The organism is Bosea sp. Tri-49, assembly GCF_003952665.1.
In the GTDB taxonomy this organism is placed as follows: domain Bacteria; phylum Pseudomonadota; class Alphaproteobacteria; order Rhizobiales; family Beijerinckiaceae; genus Allobosea.
In genome coordinates, this window is sequence record NZ_CP017946.1 from 1,057,711 (window position 1) to 1,075,343 (window position 17,633).

General features: G+C 66.6%; 16 protein-coding genes. 5 read left to right on the forward strand and 11 right to left on the reverse strand.

What is annotated here, in order from left to right:
- Positions 1–4: 4 nt before the first annotated feature.
- The 4 genes from doeA to ehuR all read right to left on the reverse strand — a co-directional run bounded on the left by doeA (position 5) and on the right by ehuR (position 4,799).
- Complete coding sequence (gene doeA / locus BLM15_RS05275; protein WP_126111033.1) at positions 5–1,183, reverse strand: ectoine hydrolase DoeA; 1,179 nt, start codon at positions 1,181–1,183, stop codon at positions 5–7.
- On the reverse strand, positions 1,180–2,193 hold the full coding sequence (gene eutC, locus BLM15_RS05280; RefSeq protein WP_126111034.1) for an ectoine utilization protein EutC: 1,014 nt from the start codon (positions 2,191–2,193) through the stop codon (positions 1,180–1,182). Before eutC ends, doeA begins: the two co-directional genes overlap by 4 nt.
- Positions 2,190–3,218, reverse strand: coding sequence for a hydroxyectoine utilization dehydratase EutB (eutB, locus tag BLM15_RS05285; protein ID WP_126111035.1), 1,029 nt, complete (start codon positions 3,216–3,218; stop codon positions 2,190–2,192). Before eutB ends, eutC begins: the two co-directional genes overlap by 4 nt.
- Positions 3,219–3,344: 126 nt before the next feature.
- A complete protein-coding gene (gene ehuR, locus BLM15_RS05290) occupies positions 3,345–4,799 on the reverse strand; it encodes a MocR-like ectoine utilization transcription factor EhuR (protein WP_126111036.1) in 1,455 nt (484 codons plus the stop codon).
- Between the two features lie 60 nt (positions 4,800–4,859).
- Between ehuR and BLM15_RS05295 the strand changes: the two genes are divergently transcribed.
- Positions 4,860–5,321: an Lrp/AsnC family transcriptional regulator gene (locus BLM15_RS05295; RefSeq protein ID WP_126111037.1), complete on the forward strand. Its 462-nt coding sequence runs from the start codon at positions 4,860–4,862 to the stop codon at positions 5,319–5,321.
- Between the two features lie 83 nt (positions 5,322–5,404).
- A complete protein-coding gene (locus tag BLM15_RS05300) occupies positions 5,405–6,145 on the forward strand; it encodes a GntR family transcriptional regulator (protein ID WP_126111038.1) in 741 nt (246 codons plus the stop codon).
- A 28-nt stretch (positions 6,146–6,173) separates the two neighbouring features.
- Here BLM15_RS05300 and BLM15_RS05305 read toward each other — a convergent pair whose 3' ends face one another.
- From BLM15_RS05305 to BLM15_RS05325, 5 genes are all read right to left on the reverse strand, one after another.
- Complete coding sequence (locus tag BLM15_RS05305) at positions 6,174–7,694, reverse strand: tripartite tricarboxylate transporter permease (RefSeq protein ID WP_126111039.1); 1,521 nt, start codon at positions 7,692–7,694, stop codon at positions 6,174–6,176.
- Positions 7,695–7,698: 4 nt separating this feature from the next.
- Positions 7,699–8,190, reverse strand: a complete 492-nt coding sequence (locus BLM15_RS05310) for a tripartite tricarboxylate transporter TctB family protein (protein WP_126111040.1) — start codon at positions 8,188–8,190, stop codon at positions 7,699–7,701.
- 68 nt (positions 8,191–8,258) lie between these two features.
- Entirely contained in the window at positions 8,259–9,209 is a 951-nt protein-coding gene (locus BLM15_RS05315) for a Bug family tripartite tricarboxylate transporter substrate binding protein (RefSeq protein ID WP_126111042.1), read from the reverse strand.
- Positions 9,210–9,317: 108 nt separating this feature from the next.
- Entirely contained in the window at positions 9,318–10,250 is a 933-nt protein-coding gene (gene prpB, locus BLM15_RS05320; protein WP_126111044.1) for a methylisocitrate lyase, read from the reverse strand.
- A gap of 6 nt (positions 10,251–10,256) precedes the next feature.
- Entirely contained in the window at positions 10,257–11,708 is a 1,452-nt protein-coding gene (locus tag BLM15_RS05325; RefSeq protein ID WP_126111046.1) for a bifunctional 2-methylcitrate dehydratase/aconitate hydratase, read from the reverse strand.
- Positions 11,709–11,920: 212 nt separating this feature from the next.
- Here BLM15_RS05325 and BLM15_RS05330 point away from each other — a divergent pair, with 212 nt between their 5' ends.
- The 3 genes from BLM15_RS05330 to BLM15_RS05340 are packed head-to-tail and all read left to right on the forward strand — an operon-like array spanning position 11,921 to position 14,857.
- Positions 11,921–12,892, forward strand: a complete 972-nt coding sequence (locus BLM15_RS05330) for a tripartite tricarboxylate transporter substrate binding protein (protein WP_126111048.1) — start codon at positions 11,921–11,923, stop codon at positions 12,890–12,892.
- A 36-nt stretch (positions 12,893–12,928) separates the two neighbouring features.
- The gene (locus BLM15_RS05335) at positions 12,929–13,354 is read left to right on the forward strand and encodes a tripartite tricarboxylate transporter TctB family protein (protein WP_126111050.1); all 426 of its coding nucleotides are present in this window, start codon (positions 12,929–12,931) and stop codon (positions 13,352–13,354) included.
- Positions 13,355–14,857 (forward strand): tripartite tricarboxylate transporter permease, encoded by a 1,503-nt coding sequence (locus BLM15_RS05340; protein ID WP_126111052.1) that lies wholly within the window; start codon positions 13,355–13,357, stop codon positions 14,855–14,857.
- Between the two features lie 96 nt (positions 14,858–14,953).
- Here BLM15_RS05340 and BLM15_RS05345 read toward each other — a convergent pair whose 3' ends face one another.
- Positions 14,954–16,579 carry an isochorismatase family protein gene (locus BLM15_RS05345; RefSeq protein WP_126111054.1) on the reverse strand — a complete coding sequence of 542 codons (1,626 nt, stop codon included), beginning with the start codon at positions 16,577–16,579 and terminating at the stop codon, positions 14,954–14,956.
- Positions 16,580–16,781: 202 nt separating this feature from the next.
- The gene (locus tag BLM15_RS05350; RefSeq protein WP_126111056.1) at positions 16,782–17,630 is read right to left on the reverse strand and encodes an N-acyl homoserine lactonase family protein; all 849 of its coding nucleotides are present in this window, start codon (positions 17,628–17,630) and stop codon (positions 16,782–16,784) included.
- Between the last annotated feature and the right edge of the window lie 3 nt (positions 17,631–17,633).

Here is a 17,633-nt window from a genome sequence, read left to right on the forward strand (position 1 = left end):
CGCGTCAATCCTTGACGAAGAGCTGGCGCGGCACGTTCGACAGGCATTCGACGCCGGTCTCAGTGATCGCGATGCTTTCGGTGATCTCGAGGCCCATATTCTCGAGCCAGAGGCCGGTCATGAAATGGAAGGTCATGCCGGGCTTGAGCTCGGTCCGATCGCCGGGCCGCAGGCTCATGGTGCGCTCGCCCCAATCGGGCGGATAGGATAGGCCGATCGGGTAGCCGGTGCGGTTGTCCTTGATGATGCCGTAGCGCTTCAGCACCGCAAAGAAGGCATTGGCGATGTCCTCGCAGGTGTTGCCGGGCTTTGCCGCGGCGAGGCCGGCTTCCATGCCTTCGAGCGTCGCCTTCTCGGCGTCGAGGAAGGCCTGCGTCGGCTTGCCCAGGAAGACGGTGCGCGAGAGCGGGCAGTGGTAGCGCTTATAGGCGCCGGCGATCTCGAAGAAGGTGCCTTCGCCTGATCGCATCGGCTTGTCGTCCCAGGTCAAATGCGGGGCGGAGGCATCGGCGCCCGAGGGCAGCAGCGGGACGATCGCCGGATAGTCGCCGCCGAATTCGGGCGTGCCGCGGATGCCGGCATCGTAGATCTCGGCGACGAGGTCGCATTTGCGCATGCCGGGGCGAGCGACCTCGACGATGCGCTGGTGCATCAATTCGACGATGCGGCCGGCCTTGCGCATGTAGTCGAGCTCGGTCCCACTCTTGACCGCGCGCTGCCAGTTCACCAGCCCGCCGGCATCCTTGAAGCGGGCATTGGGCAGATGCGTCTGCAGCGAGGCGAAGGCCGCCGCCGAGAAGTAGTAATTGTCCATCTCGACAGCTATCGGGAGCGTGCCCCAGCCGCGCTCGGCGATGATCTGCGCCAGCAGGTCCATCGGATGGCGCTCGGTCGACTGAACATAGTGGTCGGGATAGCCGATGATGTTGTCGTGGCCGAGATAGGCGGTGCGCTTGGCGCCGTTCGCATCCTGCTTGCGGCCGTACCAGATTGGCTCCCCGGTCGGCGGCACCAGCACGCATTGATGGACGTAGAACGACCAGCCGTCATAGCCGGTGAGCCAATGCATGTTCGACGGGTCGGTGACGACCATCAGCCCGACGCCGGCCCGCTCCATGGCGGCGCGGGTCTTGGCGAGGCGCTCGGCATATTCCTCGCGCGTGAAATTCAGGGTCACGGTCACGCGGCGTCTCCCGCTTCGGCTTTGGTGTCGATGGTTTGCCCCGCACCGGCATTGCGGGCGCGGGAGGCGGCGAGATTGGCGATTGCGGTGTCCTGCACACCGGTGCCGGTCAGGTCCGCCAGGGTGATCTCGTCGGCACGCGTCCGGCCCGGCCGCTTGCCGGCGATGACCTCGCCCAATTCGGCGAACGGCTGGTCGACCGTGGCGAGGCCGGTACGGATCGCTGAGGCGAGTTCGCCGAGGCGGCGCGTTTGGCTGAGGCGGTCGGCGACATAGGTGGCCCGGGCGAGGGCGGCCGGGTCGATCTCGTTCTTGTGCTCGCTGTCGGAGCCCATCGCGGTGATGTGCTGGCCGGGTTCGAGCCAGTCCGCCATCAGGATCGGCTGTTCGGCGGGCGTGGTGGTGACGATGACATCCGCCCCTCGTACGGCCGCCTGAGGATCAGAGATCGCGGTGGCGGGAAAGCCGAGCTTCCGAGAGAGGTCGCTTGCGACTTTGCCAGCCTTTTGCGTGTCACGAGCCCAGATCCGCGCCTCGCGGATCGGCCGCACCAGCGCCAGCGCTTCAAGCTGAAGCCTCGCCTGCATGCCGGCGCCGAAAATGGCGGCGACGGTCGCATCCGGCCGGGAGAGCTGCCGCGCTGCGACCGCTCCGGCCGCAGCCGTCCTGACATCGGTGAGATAGCCATTGTCCAGGAGCAGCGCCTCGACGAGCCCGGTCCTGGCGCTGAACAGGATCATCAGCCCGTTCAAACTGGGCAGGCCGAGCTTGGGATTATCGAAAAAGCCGGGGCTGACCTTGATGGCGAAGCCGTCGAGGCCCGGCACATAGGCCGTCTTCACATCGACCTCGCCGCGGTGCTCGGGGATGTCGAGCCGCAGGATTGGCGGCATGGCGACGGCCTTGGTCGCGAGCGCCGCGAAGGCCTCCTCGACACAGGCGATCGCGCTCAGATCGAGCCTGACGATGCGGCGGAGCTCCGCTTCGGTGAGGACGAGCATTCGGCTCATGCGGCGGCCCCGGAGACGATGCGCCGGTGCACGGCCTCGTCGATATTGCGGCCGGAGACGATCAGCGCCGTCGGGCGTTGAGGTCTGACCTTGCCGGCGAGCAGAGCGGCGATGCCGACTGCGCCGGCGCCCTCGACGACTTCATCCTCGACAAGTGCAGCGTGGCGGATACCGGCTGCGATCTCGGCCTCGTTCAAGAGCACGACCTCGTCGATGAGGTCGCGGCACAGCGCGAAGGTGACGCGGTTGGAAAGACCGATGCCGCCGCCGAGCGAGTCCGCCAGCGTTTCCTCTTCGACCACCTCGACGGGCCGGCCGGCCGCGATCGCCGCGGCCATGGCGGCGCCGCGTACCATTGAGATGCCTACGATCCTGGTGGAAGGCCGCAGCGCCTTGACCGCAACGGCGATGCCGGCAGCGAGGCCTCCACCCGAGAGCGGGATCAGCACGCAGGCGAGCTCGGGCAGATCCTCGACAAGTTCGAGACCGATCATGCCTTGGCCGGCGACAACGGCAGCGTGGTCGAAGGGCGGAATCTGAATGAGCCCGCGCTCGGCGACCAGCCGCTCGACCTCGATTTGCGCATCATCCTGCGAGCGGCCGATGATACGGACCTCGGCGCCCAGCGCGCGGATCGCCTCGACCTTGTTCGCCGGCACCAGCGCCGACATGCAGATAGTTGCGCGAAGAGCGAGCTCGCGGGCGGTATAGGCGACGGCGCGGCCATGATTGCCGGTGGACGCAGTCACCAGCCCGCGCCGGCGCTGGTCCTCGGTCAGTGCCAGCACTGCGTTCATCGCGCCGCGCAGCTTGAAGGCGCCGATCGGCTGGCGGGTCTCCAGCTTGAGGTGGACGGGTTGGCCGCAGAGGCGGCTGAGGGAAGGGGAGGCGACGAGCGGCGTACGCACCACCCGGCCGGCGATACGCGCCGCGGCGGCTTCGATATCGAGCAGGGCGACGGAGGCCGGCGGCGCGGCCGATCGGTCTGCTTCGGCAGTGGCAAGATGCGGTTTGATCACCGTCATGTCTCCCTCGCTTGTCATGCTGCGAGGGAGAAAATTTCATGTCAATTATTATATTGTCATGATCCAATTATACGAAACCTGCACCGTAAGCGGCAATGACATGGCAGAGGCCCCTGCCCGCCGCTTTCAGCCGATCGTGCCGATGTCGAAAACCGGCGGAAGCTGCTCGAAAGTCTGGCCTGTCGTCGTCAGTGTCCGGGCCAGTAGCTCATGGCTCATCCGCCCGCCCAGGCAGATGCGGATGCCGCCGCCATGACTGGGGCCGGCGACGAAGGGATCGGACGGCGTCACGGCTACGCGGCGATCGGCAAGTGAGCGAACCAGGCTGTCCTCGGTCCAATGCGCGGGCACCTTCAGCCAGGCGCAGAGCGAGAGCGGATGGCTCGAGGCGACATGGCTCCCGAGCGTCTCTGCGACGATGCGCTGGCGCGCCTTCGCTTCCTCGCGCTGGACAGCGAGCAGCCGCTGCGCCGTTCCGTCCTCGACCCAGCGCGTCGCGATCTCGGCCGGCAGATAGGTGCCGCTCCAGCTCGTCACACGCAGGATCGAGGCGGCGCGGATCGAATATTGGGGAGGCACGACCAGATAGCCGACGCGCAGGCCGGTCAGCACCGTCTTGGTGAAGCTAGTGAGGAAGAAGCCGAGATCGGGCAGCATCGCGGTGATCGAGGGCAGCGGCTCCGGGATGAGCGGCTTATAGACCTCGTCCTCGACGACGAAGACGCCATGGCGCTGCGCGATCTCGGCAATGGCACGGCGGCGCTCAGGACCGGCGACATGGCTGGTTGGATTGTTGAGCGTCGGGATCAGGACGAGCGCCCGCACGCCGCCGGCACGGCAGGCGGCCTCGAACGCATCGGGGCGAATGCCCTCCTCGTCGGTCGGCAGGCCCTTCAGACTGAAGCCCAAGATGTTGGCGAGGCCGATGACGCCGTGGTCGGTCAGGTTCTCGGTCAGTACGAGATCGCCAGCCCGGACCACGCAAGCCAGCGCCAGGAACAGCGCATGCGCGGCGCCGTTGGTGATCAGGATGCGCTCGACGGCCGTTTCGACGCCGAGCGGGCCAAGCCAGAGGCGTGCCGCTTCGCGGTGGCGGTCGAGGCCGGCGATCGGACGGCAAGGCCGCATGAAGGCGCCATTGTCGTCCTCCGCCAATGCCGCAAGAACCTGGCGCGAGGCCGTCTCATGGGCGTCGAGATAGACCCCGCGCACGATCGAGAGATCCACGACCTCTGTCGGGCTGCGGTCGAGCATCAGCCGCCCTGCCTGCTCGGTGACGCGACTCTTCACGAAGGTTCCGCGCCCGACCTCGCCGCTGAGATAGCCGAGGCGCTCGGCCTCCTTGTAGCTCAGGCTGACGGTCTGGACGGAGATGCCGAGCTCGCGGGCAAGGTCGCGATGGGTCGGCATCCGGTCCATCGGCTTCAGGATGCCGGCGTCGATATCGGCGATGATGCGCTCGGTCAGCGCGGCGTGCTTGGTCGCGCCCTTCGGCTTCGTCAGGACCGGGTGCCATTCGACGGCCTTCTCCAGGGCCGGGGAAAGCCTGTTGCCCGAAGGCGGTTCGGCTTGACGAAGCATGGGATTGTCTCGTTCTTAGGAAGCATCGTTCATGACATTATGCACGCACGGCCACCGAAGATGAAGCTCGATCCGATCGACCTCAAGATCGTCGCCGCCCTGCAGCGCGACGGCCGCATGACCAAGCTCAAGCTCGCTGAAACGGTCGCATTGTCACCGGCAGCCTGTTGGGAGCGGCTCCGCCGCATGGAAGAGGCCGGCGTGATCAAGGGCTATACCGCGATCGTCGATCTGGAACCCGACGCGCCGCGCACCACGGTGATCGTCGAGATCAGCCTGAAGAGCCATCAGCAGGCGGATTTCCGCCGCTTCGAGGAGGCCGTGGCGAGGGAGCCGGCCATCGTCGCCTTGGATGCCACCGGCGGCGGCATCGACTACATCATGCGGGTGGTCACGCCCGATATCGACAGCTATCAGCGCCTGATCGACCGGCTTTTGGAACCGGCGATCGGGATCGAGCGGTACTATTCCTATGTCGTGACAAAGAGCATCCCAACCGCACATGCGCATCTCCCTGGATAGCGATACGGTCAGGGCCTCACCCGGGCGCATTTTGTGTCACCCGCAAATCGTGATCTTCTGGGGTAATGACGGTTGCAGTATCAATGTCCGGTAAGCCAGACATCGCCGAACTCTTGGACTTGGTGCCGACCGGCAGATCCGGAATTGGCGACAAGCTCTACGAGGCGCTGACCAGCGCGATCGTGACCGGCGAAATAGCGCCCGGCGAGAAGCTGAGTGAACCGGCGATCGCACGCCGCCATGGTATCAGCCGGGCACCTGTGCGTGAGGCTATCCGCCGGCTGCAGGAGCGCGGCCTGGTCACCTACATCGCCAATCAGGGCGCGCGCGTCGCCGAGCCGAGTGCCGCCGAATTCCTGGCGCTTCTCGATGTGCGCGAGGCGACCGAGGGCATGGCCGCCCGCCTGGCTGCCGAGAGCATGAACGACGAGGAGATCGCGGCGCTGGAAGCACTGGTCCAGGGGCACCGCGGCGAGATCGAGCGCAATCCGACGGGCGCCTATCTCCAGGACGAGCCCGAGGCCGACTTCCACCGCCGGATCGCCAAGGGCAGCGGCAACCCGATCCTCGCCGAATTGCTCTGCGAGCAGTTCTACCCGCGCCTGCGCCTGTGCCGGCGGCTGCACTCGACGGTGCCCGGCCGCGGCCGCGAAGCCTGGCAGGAGCATCTGCGGATCACCGAAGCGATCGGCCATCGTGACGGCGAGCTCGCCGAGATCCTGATGCGGCGCCATATCCGCGCGGCCAGGATGGCGCTCCAGACCGCCCTGGCGGCGGTGGAAACGGCTCGGCCGGCCAAGCGTCGGCGCAATCCCTCTCCTTGAGCCGAGCTTGTGGCGCTCCGCTGACTGGTCAGCTGGCCGAAGCGGGCTGCTCCCTGGCCGGTATAGCCTGCCTGCGCCGATAGGCGAGCAGCGGCGGCACCACAAGGACCAGCGCCGCAATGGCGAGCAGCGAGGCCGAGATTGGCGTGCCGACCAGCACGCTCCAATCGTCTTGGCTGACGGCCAGCGCCCGCCGCAGCTGGATTTCGGCCTGCGGGCCGAGGATCAGGCCGATCAGCACGGGTGCGATCGGGAAATCATAGACGCGGGCGACATAGCCGATCAGCCCGAGGCCGCACATCAGGGCAAGATCCATCCACGAGGTCGATAGTCCCCAGACGCCGACCAGCGCGAAAACGACGATGCCGCCATAGATGTAATGGCGCGGGATCAGCAGCAGCCGGACCCAGATGCCGACCAGCGGCAGGTTGAGAATGAGCAGGATCAGGTTGCCGATATAGAGCGAGGCGATCAGACCCCAGAGCAGATCGGGATTGGTCGCAAACAGCATCGGCCCGGGCTGCAGCCCATAGTTCTGGAAGGCGGCGAGCAGGACCGCGGCCGTTGCGGTCGAGGGCAGGCCGAGCGTCAACAGCGGCACGAGGATGCCGGCGGCGGCGGCGTTGTTGGCGGCTTCCGGCCCGGCGACGCCTTCGATGGCGCCATGACCGAACTCCTCCGGATGCTTCGACAGGCGGCGTTCCAGCGCATAGGAGAGGAAGGTCGGGATCTCGGTGCCGCCGGCCGGGAGCGCGCCGATTGGGAAGCCGATGACGCTGCCACGCAGCCAGGGCTTCCAGGAGCGCGCCCAGTCGTGCCGCGTCATCCAGTGGCCGCCGGAGAGCGGGTTGATCGCAGCCGGCGCCGAAGCGTGGCGGCTGGCGACATAGAGCGTCTCGCCGATGGCGAAGAGCGAGACCAGCACGACTGTGAAGGAGACGCCGTCGAGCAGTTCGAGCATGCCGAAGACCATGCGCGTCTGGCCGGTCTGGGTGTCGATGCCGATCGTCCCGAGCGCGAGGCCGAAGAACAGCGCAGCGAAGCCGCGTACCAGCGAGCGCCCCATCACCACCGCGACCGAAGTGAAGGAGAGGACCATCAGCGCGAAATAGTCCTCCGGCCCGAAGACGAAGGCGAGCTCGGCGATGGCGGGCGCGAGGAAGGTGAGGGCAAGCGTGCCGACCGTGCCGGCGACGAATGAACCGATCGCCGCCGTCGCCAGTGCCGCCGCGCCGCGCCCCTTGCGCGCCATGCGATTGCCTTCGATCGCGGTCATCACCGAGCCACTCTCGCCCGGCGTGTTGAGTAGGATCGAGGTCGTCGATCCCCCATAGAGCGCGCCGTAGAGGATGCCGGCGAACATGATGAAGGCGGAGGCCGGATTGACCTGCGCCGTCACCGGCAGCAACAGCGCGATGGTCAAGGCCGGCCCGATCCCGGGCAGGACGCCGACCGCGGTGCCGAGCGCGCAGCCGATAAAGGCCCAGAACAGGTTGATCGGCTGGAGCGCGACGGCAAAGCCGCCGATGAGCTGGGTCAGGATCTCCATCGGTTCACCCCAGCAACGGCAGGAAGCCGCCGAGGCTGATCCCAAGACGGGAGAAGCCGCACCAGGCGGCAGCGCCCAGCACAAAGCCGATCGCCAGGTCGAGGGCCGTTCGGCGCGAGCCGAAGCCATGGGTGACGAGGGCGAAGGCCAGCATCGCCGTGAGCGGGAAGCCGAGCCAGCGCATCGTCAGCAGCGGAATGGCGACTCCCGCCAACGCAAGCATGAAGGCGGCGCGGGACGGCGGCGCCTCGGCCTCGTCATCGACGGCGCGGAAATCGCCACGCAGCGCCTGTAGGATGAGAAGAATCCCGAGGACCACGAGACCGAGCCCGATAGCAAGCACGATCGCCGCCGGACCAAGACCGATATAATTCGTCGTCGAGGCGATGCCACGCGCACCGTTGAGCCAGAGCGCGCCCATGATCGCGAGCGCCAGTCCAAGCCACCACGGCTTCGATCGGCGCTCCCGCAGCGATGCCTCTTCTGCGATCGGCATGGCGTCCGCTCCCTTGAGCTGGATGTCGAACTGCACGCGATTAGGCACGCGTGCCGCTGGCGGGAGGGCTATTTCAGGATGCCGACCTCTTTGAGCGCGTTCGTCCAGTTCGCCTCCTCTTCCTTGAGGAAGGCATTGAACTTGTCGCCGGGCAGATAGGCGTCCTCCCAGCCCTGGGTCTTCAGGGTCTCCTTCCAGGCCGGCGTCTCATGCAGCTTGGCGAAGCGCTCGAGCCAGAGCTTCTTGGCGCTGTCGCTCATGCCCGGCGCGCCGACGAAGCCGCGCCAGTTGCCGATCTCGACCGGAATGCCCGATTCCTTCAGCGTCGGCGCATTGATGCCGTCGACACGCGTTGGGCCGGAGACCGCGATGATCCGGATGCGCCCGGATTCGGCGAATTGCCTGAACTCCGAGGCGCCAGAGATCGCCGCCTTGATCTTGCCGCCGCCAAGCGCCGCCAGAATCTCGCCGCCCGAGAAGGAGACGAAGTTGATCTTGGCGACGGGCGCGCCCGCTTGCTTGGCGAGGAGCGCCAGCATGACATGGTCGGCGCCGCCGGCCGAGCCACCGCCGACCGAGAGCGCGCTCGGATCGGCCTTGAGCGCCGCGATGAAATCCTGCGGCGTCTTGATCGGCGAGTTCGCCGGCACCGCGATGGCGTTGTATTCGTTGGTCAGCCGGAGCAGAGGCGTCGTATCCGCCAGCGAGACCGGCGTTTTGTTGGTGATGACGCCGCCGACCATGATGACGCCCGTCACCAGCAGGGCGTTATCGTCTCCCTTGGCTGTGCGGACGAATTCGGCGAGGCCGATCGTGCCGGCCGCGCCGCCCTTGTTGGTGAAGGATGCGCCATCCGCAAACACCTTCGACTGGGCGAAAGCCGCCATGGTGTGGCGGCCGGCTCCGTCCCAGCCGCCGCCGGGGTTGGCGGGGATCATCACCTTCGCCGGATCGGCCGAGGCCGTCACCGCGCCGAGCCCAAGCACCAGTGCGCCGGCTATCGTCAAACGCTTCAGCATCGTTTTCTCCTCCCGTTGTTGGTTACGCCGCCTTGTCCGGTCGGTCGTCTCTTGCCGCGTCGGGCGCGGGTGCAGGCAGCAGGATCTCTCCGGCTGCCGTCGTCGTCGTCATGCGCTGCGCTCGCGCTGCGGCATCCCCTCGGGGATGATCGTTTCGATGATCGAGGCGTCGAGCGCCTCGTAGTCGTGCAGCCCGATCGCGCCGTACAATTCGGCGCGTGTCTGCATCTGCTCGACCATGGCGTGCGTGCCGTCATCGCGGGCGAGCGCGGCGTAGAGCTTTTCCTGCGCCTTATTGGCGACGCGCAGCGAGGAGACCGGCCAGATCACCATGCGGTAGCCCATCGCCTCGAACTCGTCGGCGGTGAAGAAGGGCGTGCGGCCGAACTCGGTCATGTTGGCGAGCAGCGGCACGCCGGGCACGCGCTTGGCGAACTCGCGGAACATCTCGGCCGTATTCAGCGCTTCCGGGAAGATCGCATCGGCGCCGGCTTCGAGATAGAGCCTGGCGCGAGCGACCGCGCCGTCGATGCCTTCGCTCGCCGCAGCATCGGTGCGGGCAATCACATAAAGATGCCGGCGCGCCTTGGCAGCGGCGGCGACTTTCGCCGCCATATCATGGGCATCTGCGAGTTTCTTGTCGTTGAGGTGGCCGCACTTTTTCGGCAGCAGCTGGTCCTCGATATGGACGGCGCCGGCGCCGGCCTCCTCGAAGACGCGCACCATGTGCATGACGTTGAGCGCTTCGCCATAGCCGGTGTCGCCATCGACCAAGAGCGGCAGGCCGCTGGCGCGGGCGATCTGGCGGATGAAGAAGGCGACCTCGTCGACCGTGATGATGCCGAGATCGGGCAGGCCCATCGACGCGGTCATCGCTGCGCCCGAGAGATACAAGCCCTCGAAGCCGGCGGCCTTGGCCTGCAGCGCGGCCATGCCGTTATGGGCGCCGGGCAGGCGCAGGATGCCGCCACGCTCGACCAGCGAGCGGAAGCGCTGGCCGGCCGGCTCGGAAGGCAGTTCGGAGGCGACGAGATAGGGCATGGCCACTCAGCTGCAGTAGAGATCGACGTAGTCGTGGACCGGCATCGCCTCGAGCTTCGCTTGATCGAGCGAGACGTCGAGAATCCGGCGCTGGCGCTTCTCGACGAAGCGGCGGGCGAGATTGGTGCGGAACTTGGCTTCGAGCAGCGGTATACCGTCGGTGCGGCGGCGCTTGTGACCAATCGGGTACTCGACCACGAGCTCGGGCAGCACCGTGCCGTCTTTCAGCGTCACGGTCATGCCGTTGGCGATCGAGCGCTTGTCGGGGTCGTGGTAGTCGCGGGTGAAAGCGGGGTCCTCGACGCACTCGATCTTGTCGCGCAGCGCATCGATGCGCGGATCGGCGGCGACGTCGTCCTCGTAGTCGGAAGCGGTGAGCCGGCCGAAGATCAGCGGCACGGCGACCATGTACTGGATGGTGTGGTCGCGATCGGCCGGATTATGCAGCGGGCCGCGCTTGTCGATGATGCGAATGCAGGCCTCGTGGGTCCTGATCCTGATCGAGGCGATGTCGTCACTGCTGCGTCCCGCTGCACGCAGTTGCTCATGCACGGTCATCGCCGCTTCGACCGCGGTCTGGGAGTGGAACTCGGCCGGGTAGGAAATCTTGAACAGCACGTGCTCCATCACATAGGAGCCGTAGGGTCGCTGGAACTTGAAACTCTGGCCGCGGAACGAGGCGTCATAGAAGCCCCAGACCTTCGCCGTCAGCACCGAGGGATAGCCCATCTCGCCGGTCTGGGCGATCAAAGCGAGCTTCACGGCCCGGCTCGTGGCATCGCCCGCCGCCCAGCTCTTGCGCGAGCCGGCATTCGGCGCATGGCGATAGGTCCGGAGCGCCTGGCCGTCGACGAAGGCCAGCGACAGCGCATTGACGATCTCGTCGCGGCTCAGCCCGAGCAGGCCGGCAACCACCGCCGTCGAGGCGACCTTGACCAGGATGACATGGTCGATACCGACCTTGTTGAAGGCGTTCTCCAGCGCCAGGCAGCCCTGGATCTCATGGGCCTTGATCATTGCGGTCAGCACGTCGCGCATGCTCAGCGGCGCGCGGCCAGCGGCGACCGCGGTCCGCGACAGCCAGTCGGCCACGGCGAGGATGCCGCCAAGATTGTCGGACGGATGGCCCCATTCCGCCGCCAGCCAGCAATCGTTGAAGTCGAGCCAGCGGATCATCGTGCCGAGGTTGAAGGCGGCCTGGACCGGATCGAGCTGGAAGGGCGTGCCGGGGACGCGGGCGCCGTTCGGCACGATGGTGCCCGGGACGACCGGGCCGAGCAGCTTGGTGCAGGCCGGGTATTCCAGCGCCTCGAGCCCACAGCCGAGCGTGTCGATCAGGCAGTTGCGGGCGGTCTCGTAGGCGAGGCCGCTGTCGACGCGGTAGTTCAGGACATAATCGGCGATGTCGACCAGTACGCCGTCCGGTGCCGGCCGTTCATTGTTGTTGAAGCTCGCCATCGTCCGGCCATTCCTCGCATTGAACCGACCGCCTTCCGCGATCGACATTTATTGTCGACACAAATTGCATCACAAATGGCGTTTGACAAGCATGATCGGATCCTTAATCTAAAAATTGTCGACAATAATTGGTTGGCCGCATCCTTGGTTCCGGCGCGTGTCCGGATAAAGCCGATCGCCAACGACAAGAACAAAGTGCCGGAGGAAACCTGATGAGGACATCGATCGCCGTCTGTTGCGCCGTCATGCTGTCGGCAGCCGCACAGGCGCAGCAGTTCCAGCCCCAGAACCCCGAATGCATCGCGCCCGCCGCGCCGGGCGGTGGCTTCGACCTGACCTGCCGGCTGACCAGCCGCGTGCTGAACGAGACCGGGCTGGTCGGCCCGTCGATCCGCACCACCAATATGCCGGGCGGCATCGGTGCGGTCGCCTACAACAACATCCAGGCGCAGCGCGCCGCCGATCCGAACGTCATCGTGGCGGTCTCGACCGGCTCCTGGGTCAATCTCGCCCAGGGCAAGTTCGGCCGCTTCAATGAATCCGATGTGCGCTGGCTCGGCGCGATCGGCGCCGATTACGGCGTGCTCGCCGTACGCAAGGACAGCCGGTTCAAGTCGCTTGCCGATGTCGTCGAGGCGCTGAAGAAGGATCCCGCCTCGGTCAAGGTTGGGGCTGGCGGCACGGTCGGCAGCCAGGACTGGATGAAGCCGGCGCTGGTGCTGAAATCCGCCGGCGTTGACCCGCGCAAGATGCGCTATCTGTCCTATGAAGGCGGCGGCGAGGCGATCGGCGCCCTGATCGGCGGCCATATCGACCTCTTCCCCGGTGACGCCTCGGAGGTCCGCGGCCAACTCGAGGCCGGCGAGATTCGCCTGCTGGCGACCTTCTCCGACAAGCGCCTGCCTGGGGCCTTCGCTGAGGTGCCGACCGCGAAGGAACAGGGCTACGACGTGCAGTGGCCGATCGTGCGCGGCTTCTACGCGCCGCCGAAGGCACCGGAAGCGTCCTACGCCTATTGGACGGGCATCCTCGCCAAGCTCAACGCCGACCCGCGCTGGCAGAAGGCACGCACTGAGCAGGGGCTGTTCGAGTTCGACATGATCGGGCCGGACTTCGACGCCTTCGCCAAGAAGCGGACAGCCGATTTCCGCGCGCTGGCGATCGAGGTCGGTCTCGCCAAATAGCGCCGTAACCACCCTCGAAGCCAAGGCAATGACGCCATGATCGACCGTCTGGTCGGATTGATCTGCATCCTGCTCGGTGGCGGGGCGATCTGGCACGCGCAGACACTGCACGTGCCGTTCGCCGCCGATCCGGTCGGCCCGCGGCTCTTTCCCACGATCATCGGCGCCGTGCTGGCGCTCGGCGGCTGTATTCTCGCGATCCGTCCGGGTCGGGTGGAGCTGGAGTTCGGCGCCTGGCCGCGGGCGCTCGCGGTGCTCGTGTCTAGCCTTATCTATCCGCTCCTGCTCCTGCCGCTCGGCTTCATCCTGGCGACGGCGCTGCTGTGTTTTGCAGCTTCGCTCGCCTTCCATGCCAGACCGCTTCCGGCCGCCGTATCCGCGATCGCGACGGCCCTGGTCTTCTTCGTGCTGCTCGACAAGCTGCTCGACCTGCCGCTGCCGCGCGGGCCGCTGGGGATCTAGATGGACGCTTTCTCCGCCCTTCTGGCCGGCTTCCAGGTCGCGCTCACCCCGCTCAACCTGACGGTCGCCTTCGCCGGCGTCGCGCTCGGCACCGCGATCGGCGCATTGCCGGGCATCGGGCCGATCAATGCCGTGGCGCTGCTGCTGCCGCTATGCTTCGCGCTGAAACTGCCGCCCGAGACGGCGCTGATCCTGCTCGCCGGGCTCTATTACGGCAGCGGCTATGGCGGACGCATCTCCTCGATCCTGCTTAATATCCCCGGGGATCCCGGGCTGGTGATGACCACGCTCGACGGCTATCCGCTCGCCAAAGCCGGGCGGGGGGCCGCGGCGCTCGCGATCAGCGGAATCGGCAGCTTCGTCGGCGGCACCAGCGCCGTCATCCTGATGACTTTCCTCGCCGTGCCGCTGGCCCGGCTGGCGCTGTCCTTCGGACCGGCGGACTACGTCGCGCTGATGGTGCTGTCCTTCGCCCTGCTCGGGACGATGGGCGAAGGCAAGGCCGTGAAAACCTGGATCGCGGTTGCTCTCGGCCTGCTGCTTGCCATGGTCGGGATCGATGGCGGCAGCGGCGTCGAGCGCTTCACCTTCGGTTCGCTCGAGCTGCTTGGCGGCATCGACTTCACCAGCCTGACCATCGGCCTCTTCGCCGTCGCCGAGATTCTCGTTCTGGCGGAAGGGATGCTCAGCGGCGTGATCTCACGTACTGGCGACGGGGTCCGGCTGACACTGAAAGAGGTCATGTTCTGCGTGCCGGCGATGCTGCGGGCGACCGGCATCGGCTTCTTCCTCGGCGTGCTCCCCGGAACCGGCGCCTCGGTCGCCTCCGCCATGGCCTACACCGCCGAGAAACGGGTCTCCGACAAGGGCTCCTTCGGCAAGGGCGACATGCGCGGCCTTGCAGCGCCGGAGACCGCCGACAATGCTGCGCAGACCGGCTCGATGGTGCCGATGCTGGCGCTCGGCATCCCCGGCTCGGGCACGACGGCGGTGATGCTTGGCGCCTTCCTGATGTACTCGATCACGCCCGGCCCGCTGTTGTTTACGCAGCGCCCGGAGGTCGCCTGGGGCCTGATCGCCTCGATGTATATCGGCAATCTGATGCTGCTGGTGCTCAACCTGCCGCTGGTCGGGCTCTTCGCGCGGCTGCTGCTGATCCCCGCCTGGATCCTTTACCCAGGCATCCTCGCTCTGTCCTATGCCGGCGTCTATGCCGTCTCCAATTCGGCCTTCGAGCTCATCATCACCACCGCCATCGGCATCCTCGCCTACGCCTTGCGCAAGGTCGGCATTCCGTTGATCCCGGTGCTGCTGGCCTTCGTGCTCGCCCGCCTGCTCGAGGACAATTTCCGCCGCGCCTTGTCGCTCTCGGATGGCGGCTACGAGATCCTGTTCTCGACCCCGACGAGCATCATCCTCTGGGCTCTGGCGCTCCTCGCCATAGCCTGGCCGCTCGTCGGGCAATTGCAGCGAAGCCGCGCTCCGGCTCCGAGCGAAATCTGAACGCCATCCTCCTTCACGCTCAGCGTCTCGTCGCTGAGGACGCAAGCTTGGAACGACAGGCGGGAGTCGCCACCACCGCCATGTCCGGACAGCCGCTCAGGCGGTCGCGGCGATGACTGCATCGACATCCGTCACGACGCAGACATTCTGCAGCGCGTAATTCACAGAGGCCGTGTGCCATTCGGCGTTCATCGTCGAGCAGGCATCCTCCGGCACCACCATGAAATAGCCCTTGTCGGCGCCGGTGCGGGCGGTGTGCTCGATCGACATGTTGGTCCAGGCGCCGGTGACGATGACGATGTCGCGGCCGAGCGCCTTCAGCACCGTCTCCAGCCTTGTGCCTTCCCAGGCGCTCATGCGCTGCTTCTCGACGACATGGTCGCTGCTCTGCGCCTCCAGGCCGGGCACGGGAGCCGCGCCCCAGGTGCCGCGCACCAGCGCCTTGGCGTCGGCAAGTCCTTCGAACAGCGGGGCGTTCATGGTTACGCCAGGCGCGCCGGCCTCGACGATGAACCAGACATGGATCACCGGGATGCCGCGCGAGCGCGCCGCCTGCGCCAGGCGCGAACCGTTGGCGATCGCGTTCTGCTGCCGGCAATGCTCCGGCGAGCCCGAGCCGGCGAAGGCGCCGCCCTCCATCACCACATCGTTCTGCATGTCCTGGATGATCAGGGCACAGCGCGATGGATCGAGCCGGTAGCCGGAGGCGACCTTCTTCGTGCCGTTTGCCGCGACAGAAGCTGCGGGGACGATGTCTGCGGCCGGCCGCTCTGCCGCAGCGCGGCCATGGCTCGAACTCCCGGTGTCGGTAGTGCCCGCCTTCATGTAGGGCTCAAGGCGTGGCCCGACCTTGGTCTCGACCGCATAGAGCGAATGACTCGCGGTCAGGAAGAGCGTGCGCCAGTCCGGACCGCCCCAAGTGAGGTTGCCGACGAGCTCGGGCACGCGCAGCTTGCCGATCAGCTCGCCCTTGATCGAGTAGACCCAGACACCGCCGGGGCCGGTGACCCAGATATTGCCCTGCGCATCGCATTTCATCCCGTCGGGGACACCGGGCTCGGAGCCGACGATGCCTGAGGCGAAGATGCGGCCGGAGCCGAGCCGGCCATCCGGCTTGATGTCGAAGACCCGGATATTGTGCTGTACGGTGTCGTTGACGAAGAGTCGGTCTTCCGTGGGGCAGAAGCATAGCCCGTTCGGCTGGTCGAAGAGGTAGCGGTCGACCAGGAGCTGCGGCGCGCCGCCTTCAGGGGGAATGCGATAGACGCCCTGGAAACCCAGCTGGCGCGGCCGCTCGACGCCGAAGACCGGCATGCGGCCATACCAGGGATCGGAGAAATAGATCGATCCGTCAGACTTCACGACGACGTCGTTGGGACTGTTGAGCTCCATGCCCTCGAAATGCGAGGCGATGACCTCGCTACGCCCGTCCGGGCGCTCGCGCACCAGCGACGAGGTCGCGTGCTCGCAGACGATCAGGTCGAGCGCGGCATCATAGGTCATGCCGTTGCATTTGTTCGCCGGCCGCCTGACCTCCCGCACGCCGTTTCCGTCCCAGCGGCGCCGGACATCGCCCGGCATGTCCGAGAACAGCAGGTGCTGTCCCTGCGGATGCCAGATCGGGCCCTCGCAGAACTCGAAGCCGGTGCCGAGCTGGCGCACCGGCGCCCAGAGGTCGATCAGGTCGGCGAAACCGGGCTGGACGGCGGTGTGAGTAGTCATCGGGATACCGATTGCGAAATACGGAAGAGAGAAGCGCAGACCTCTCCACTGTTTTTCCGGGGCAGGCCGCAGGCCTGAGCCCGGAACCCATGAACACGCCCTTTCCGGAGGAGGATACCGTCGTTCACGCCGTTCTGCCCGGTCGTGGTCATGGGTTCCGGGCTCGCGGCTTCGCCGCGCCCCGGAATGACAGCGAGGGCACTCACGCCGCGAACCAGTTGCGGGCCGGCAGCGACTGCACCACCGGCCCGGGCACCGCCATGTCCATGCGGCCGACGACCTGGCCATGGGCGATCTTGGCCGGCTTGTCGTGGACCGGCAGCAGAAAGGCACCGTTGGCGAGCAGCTTCTTGATCGCCGCCTTCTCCTCGCGCTTGGAGACGCCGTGATTGCCGGTGGTGCGCGGCTCGTTGGCGTGCAGCTCGTGGAAGGGCGAGACGATCTGGTCGTTGAAGTCGTAGATCACGTCGCCGCAGATGATGGCGCGGCCTTCATTGGTATCGACATGGACGTTCATCGAGCCTTCGGTATGGGCGCCGGCCGCTTCGAGATAGCAGCCGGGGAAGAGCTCGATCATCCCCGACAATTCGAGGTCCTCGAAGCGCAGCGCGTCGCGCGTGTGCAGGCGGTCGATCAGGTGTTTGATGTCGGGCGCCGGATATTGCGGGTGCATCAGCCCGGAGACCGAGTATTCGAGCTCGCGCCGGTTGACGAGCACCGTGGTGTTCATCGGGAAGAGCTCGTCCTTGCCGGCATGATCGATATGGAGGTGGGTGTGCATGACATATCGCACATCGCCCATCCGCACGCCGTGTTTGGCGAGCTGGTTCTCGATCATGTTCTCGTGGAACTGGAGGCCGCGCATGCCGAGGCTCTCCATGATCTGGTTGTGGCGGTAGCCGGTGTCGACCACCACCGGCCAGGGACCGCCGAGGATCAGGAAGCCGTAGGTCGGCACGCGGCGGGTGCGGCCGCAATCGCGGCCGAGCACGAGGAAGCTCGATTCCAGCTCGATATCGCCATAGTCGAGGATCTTGATTTCGAGGGCCATGAA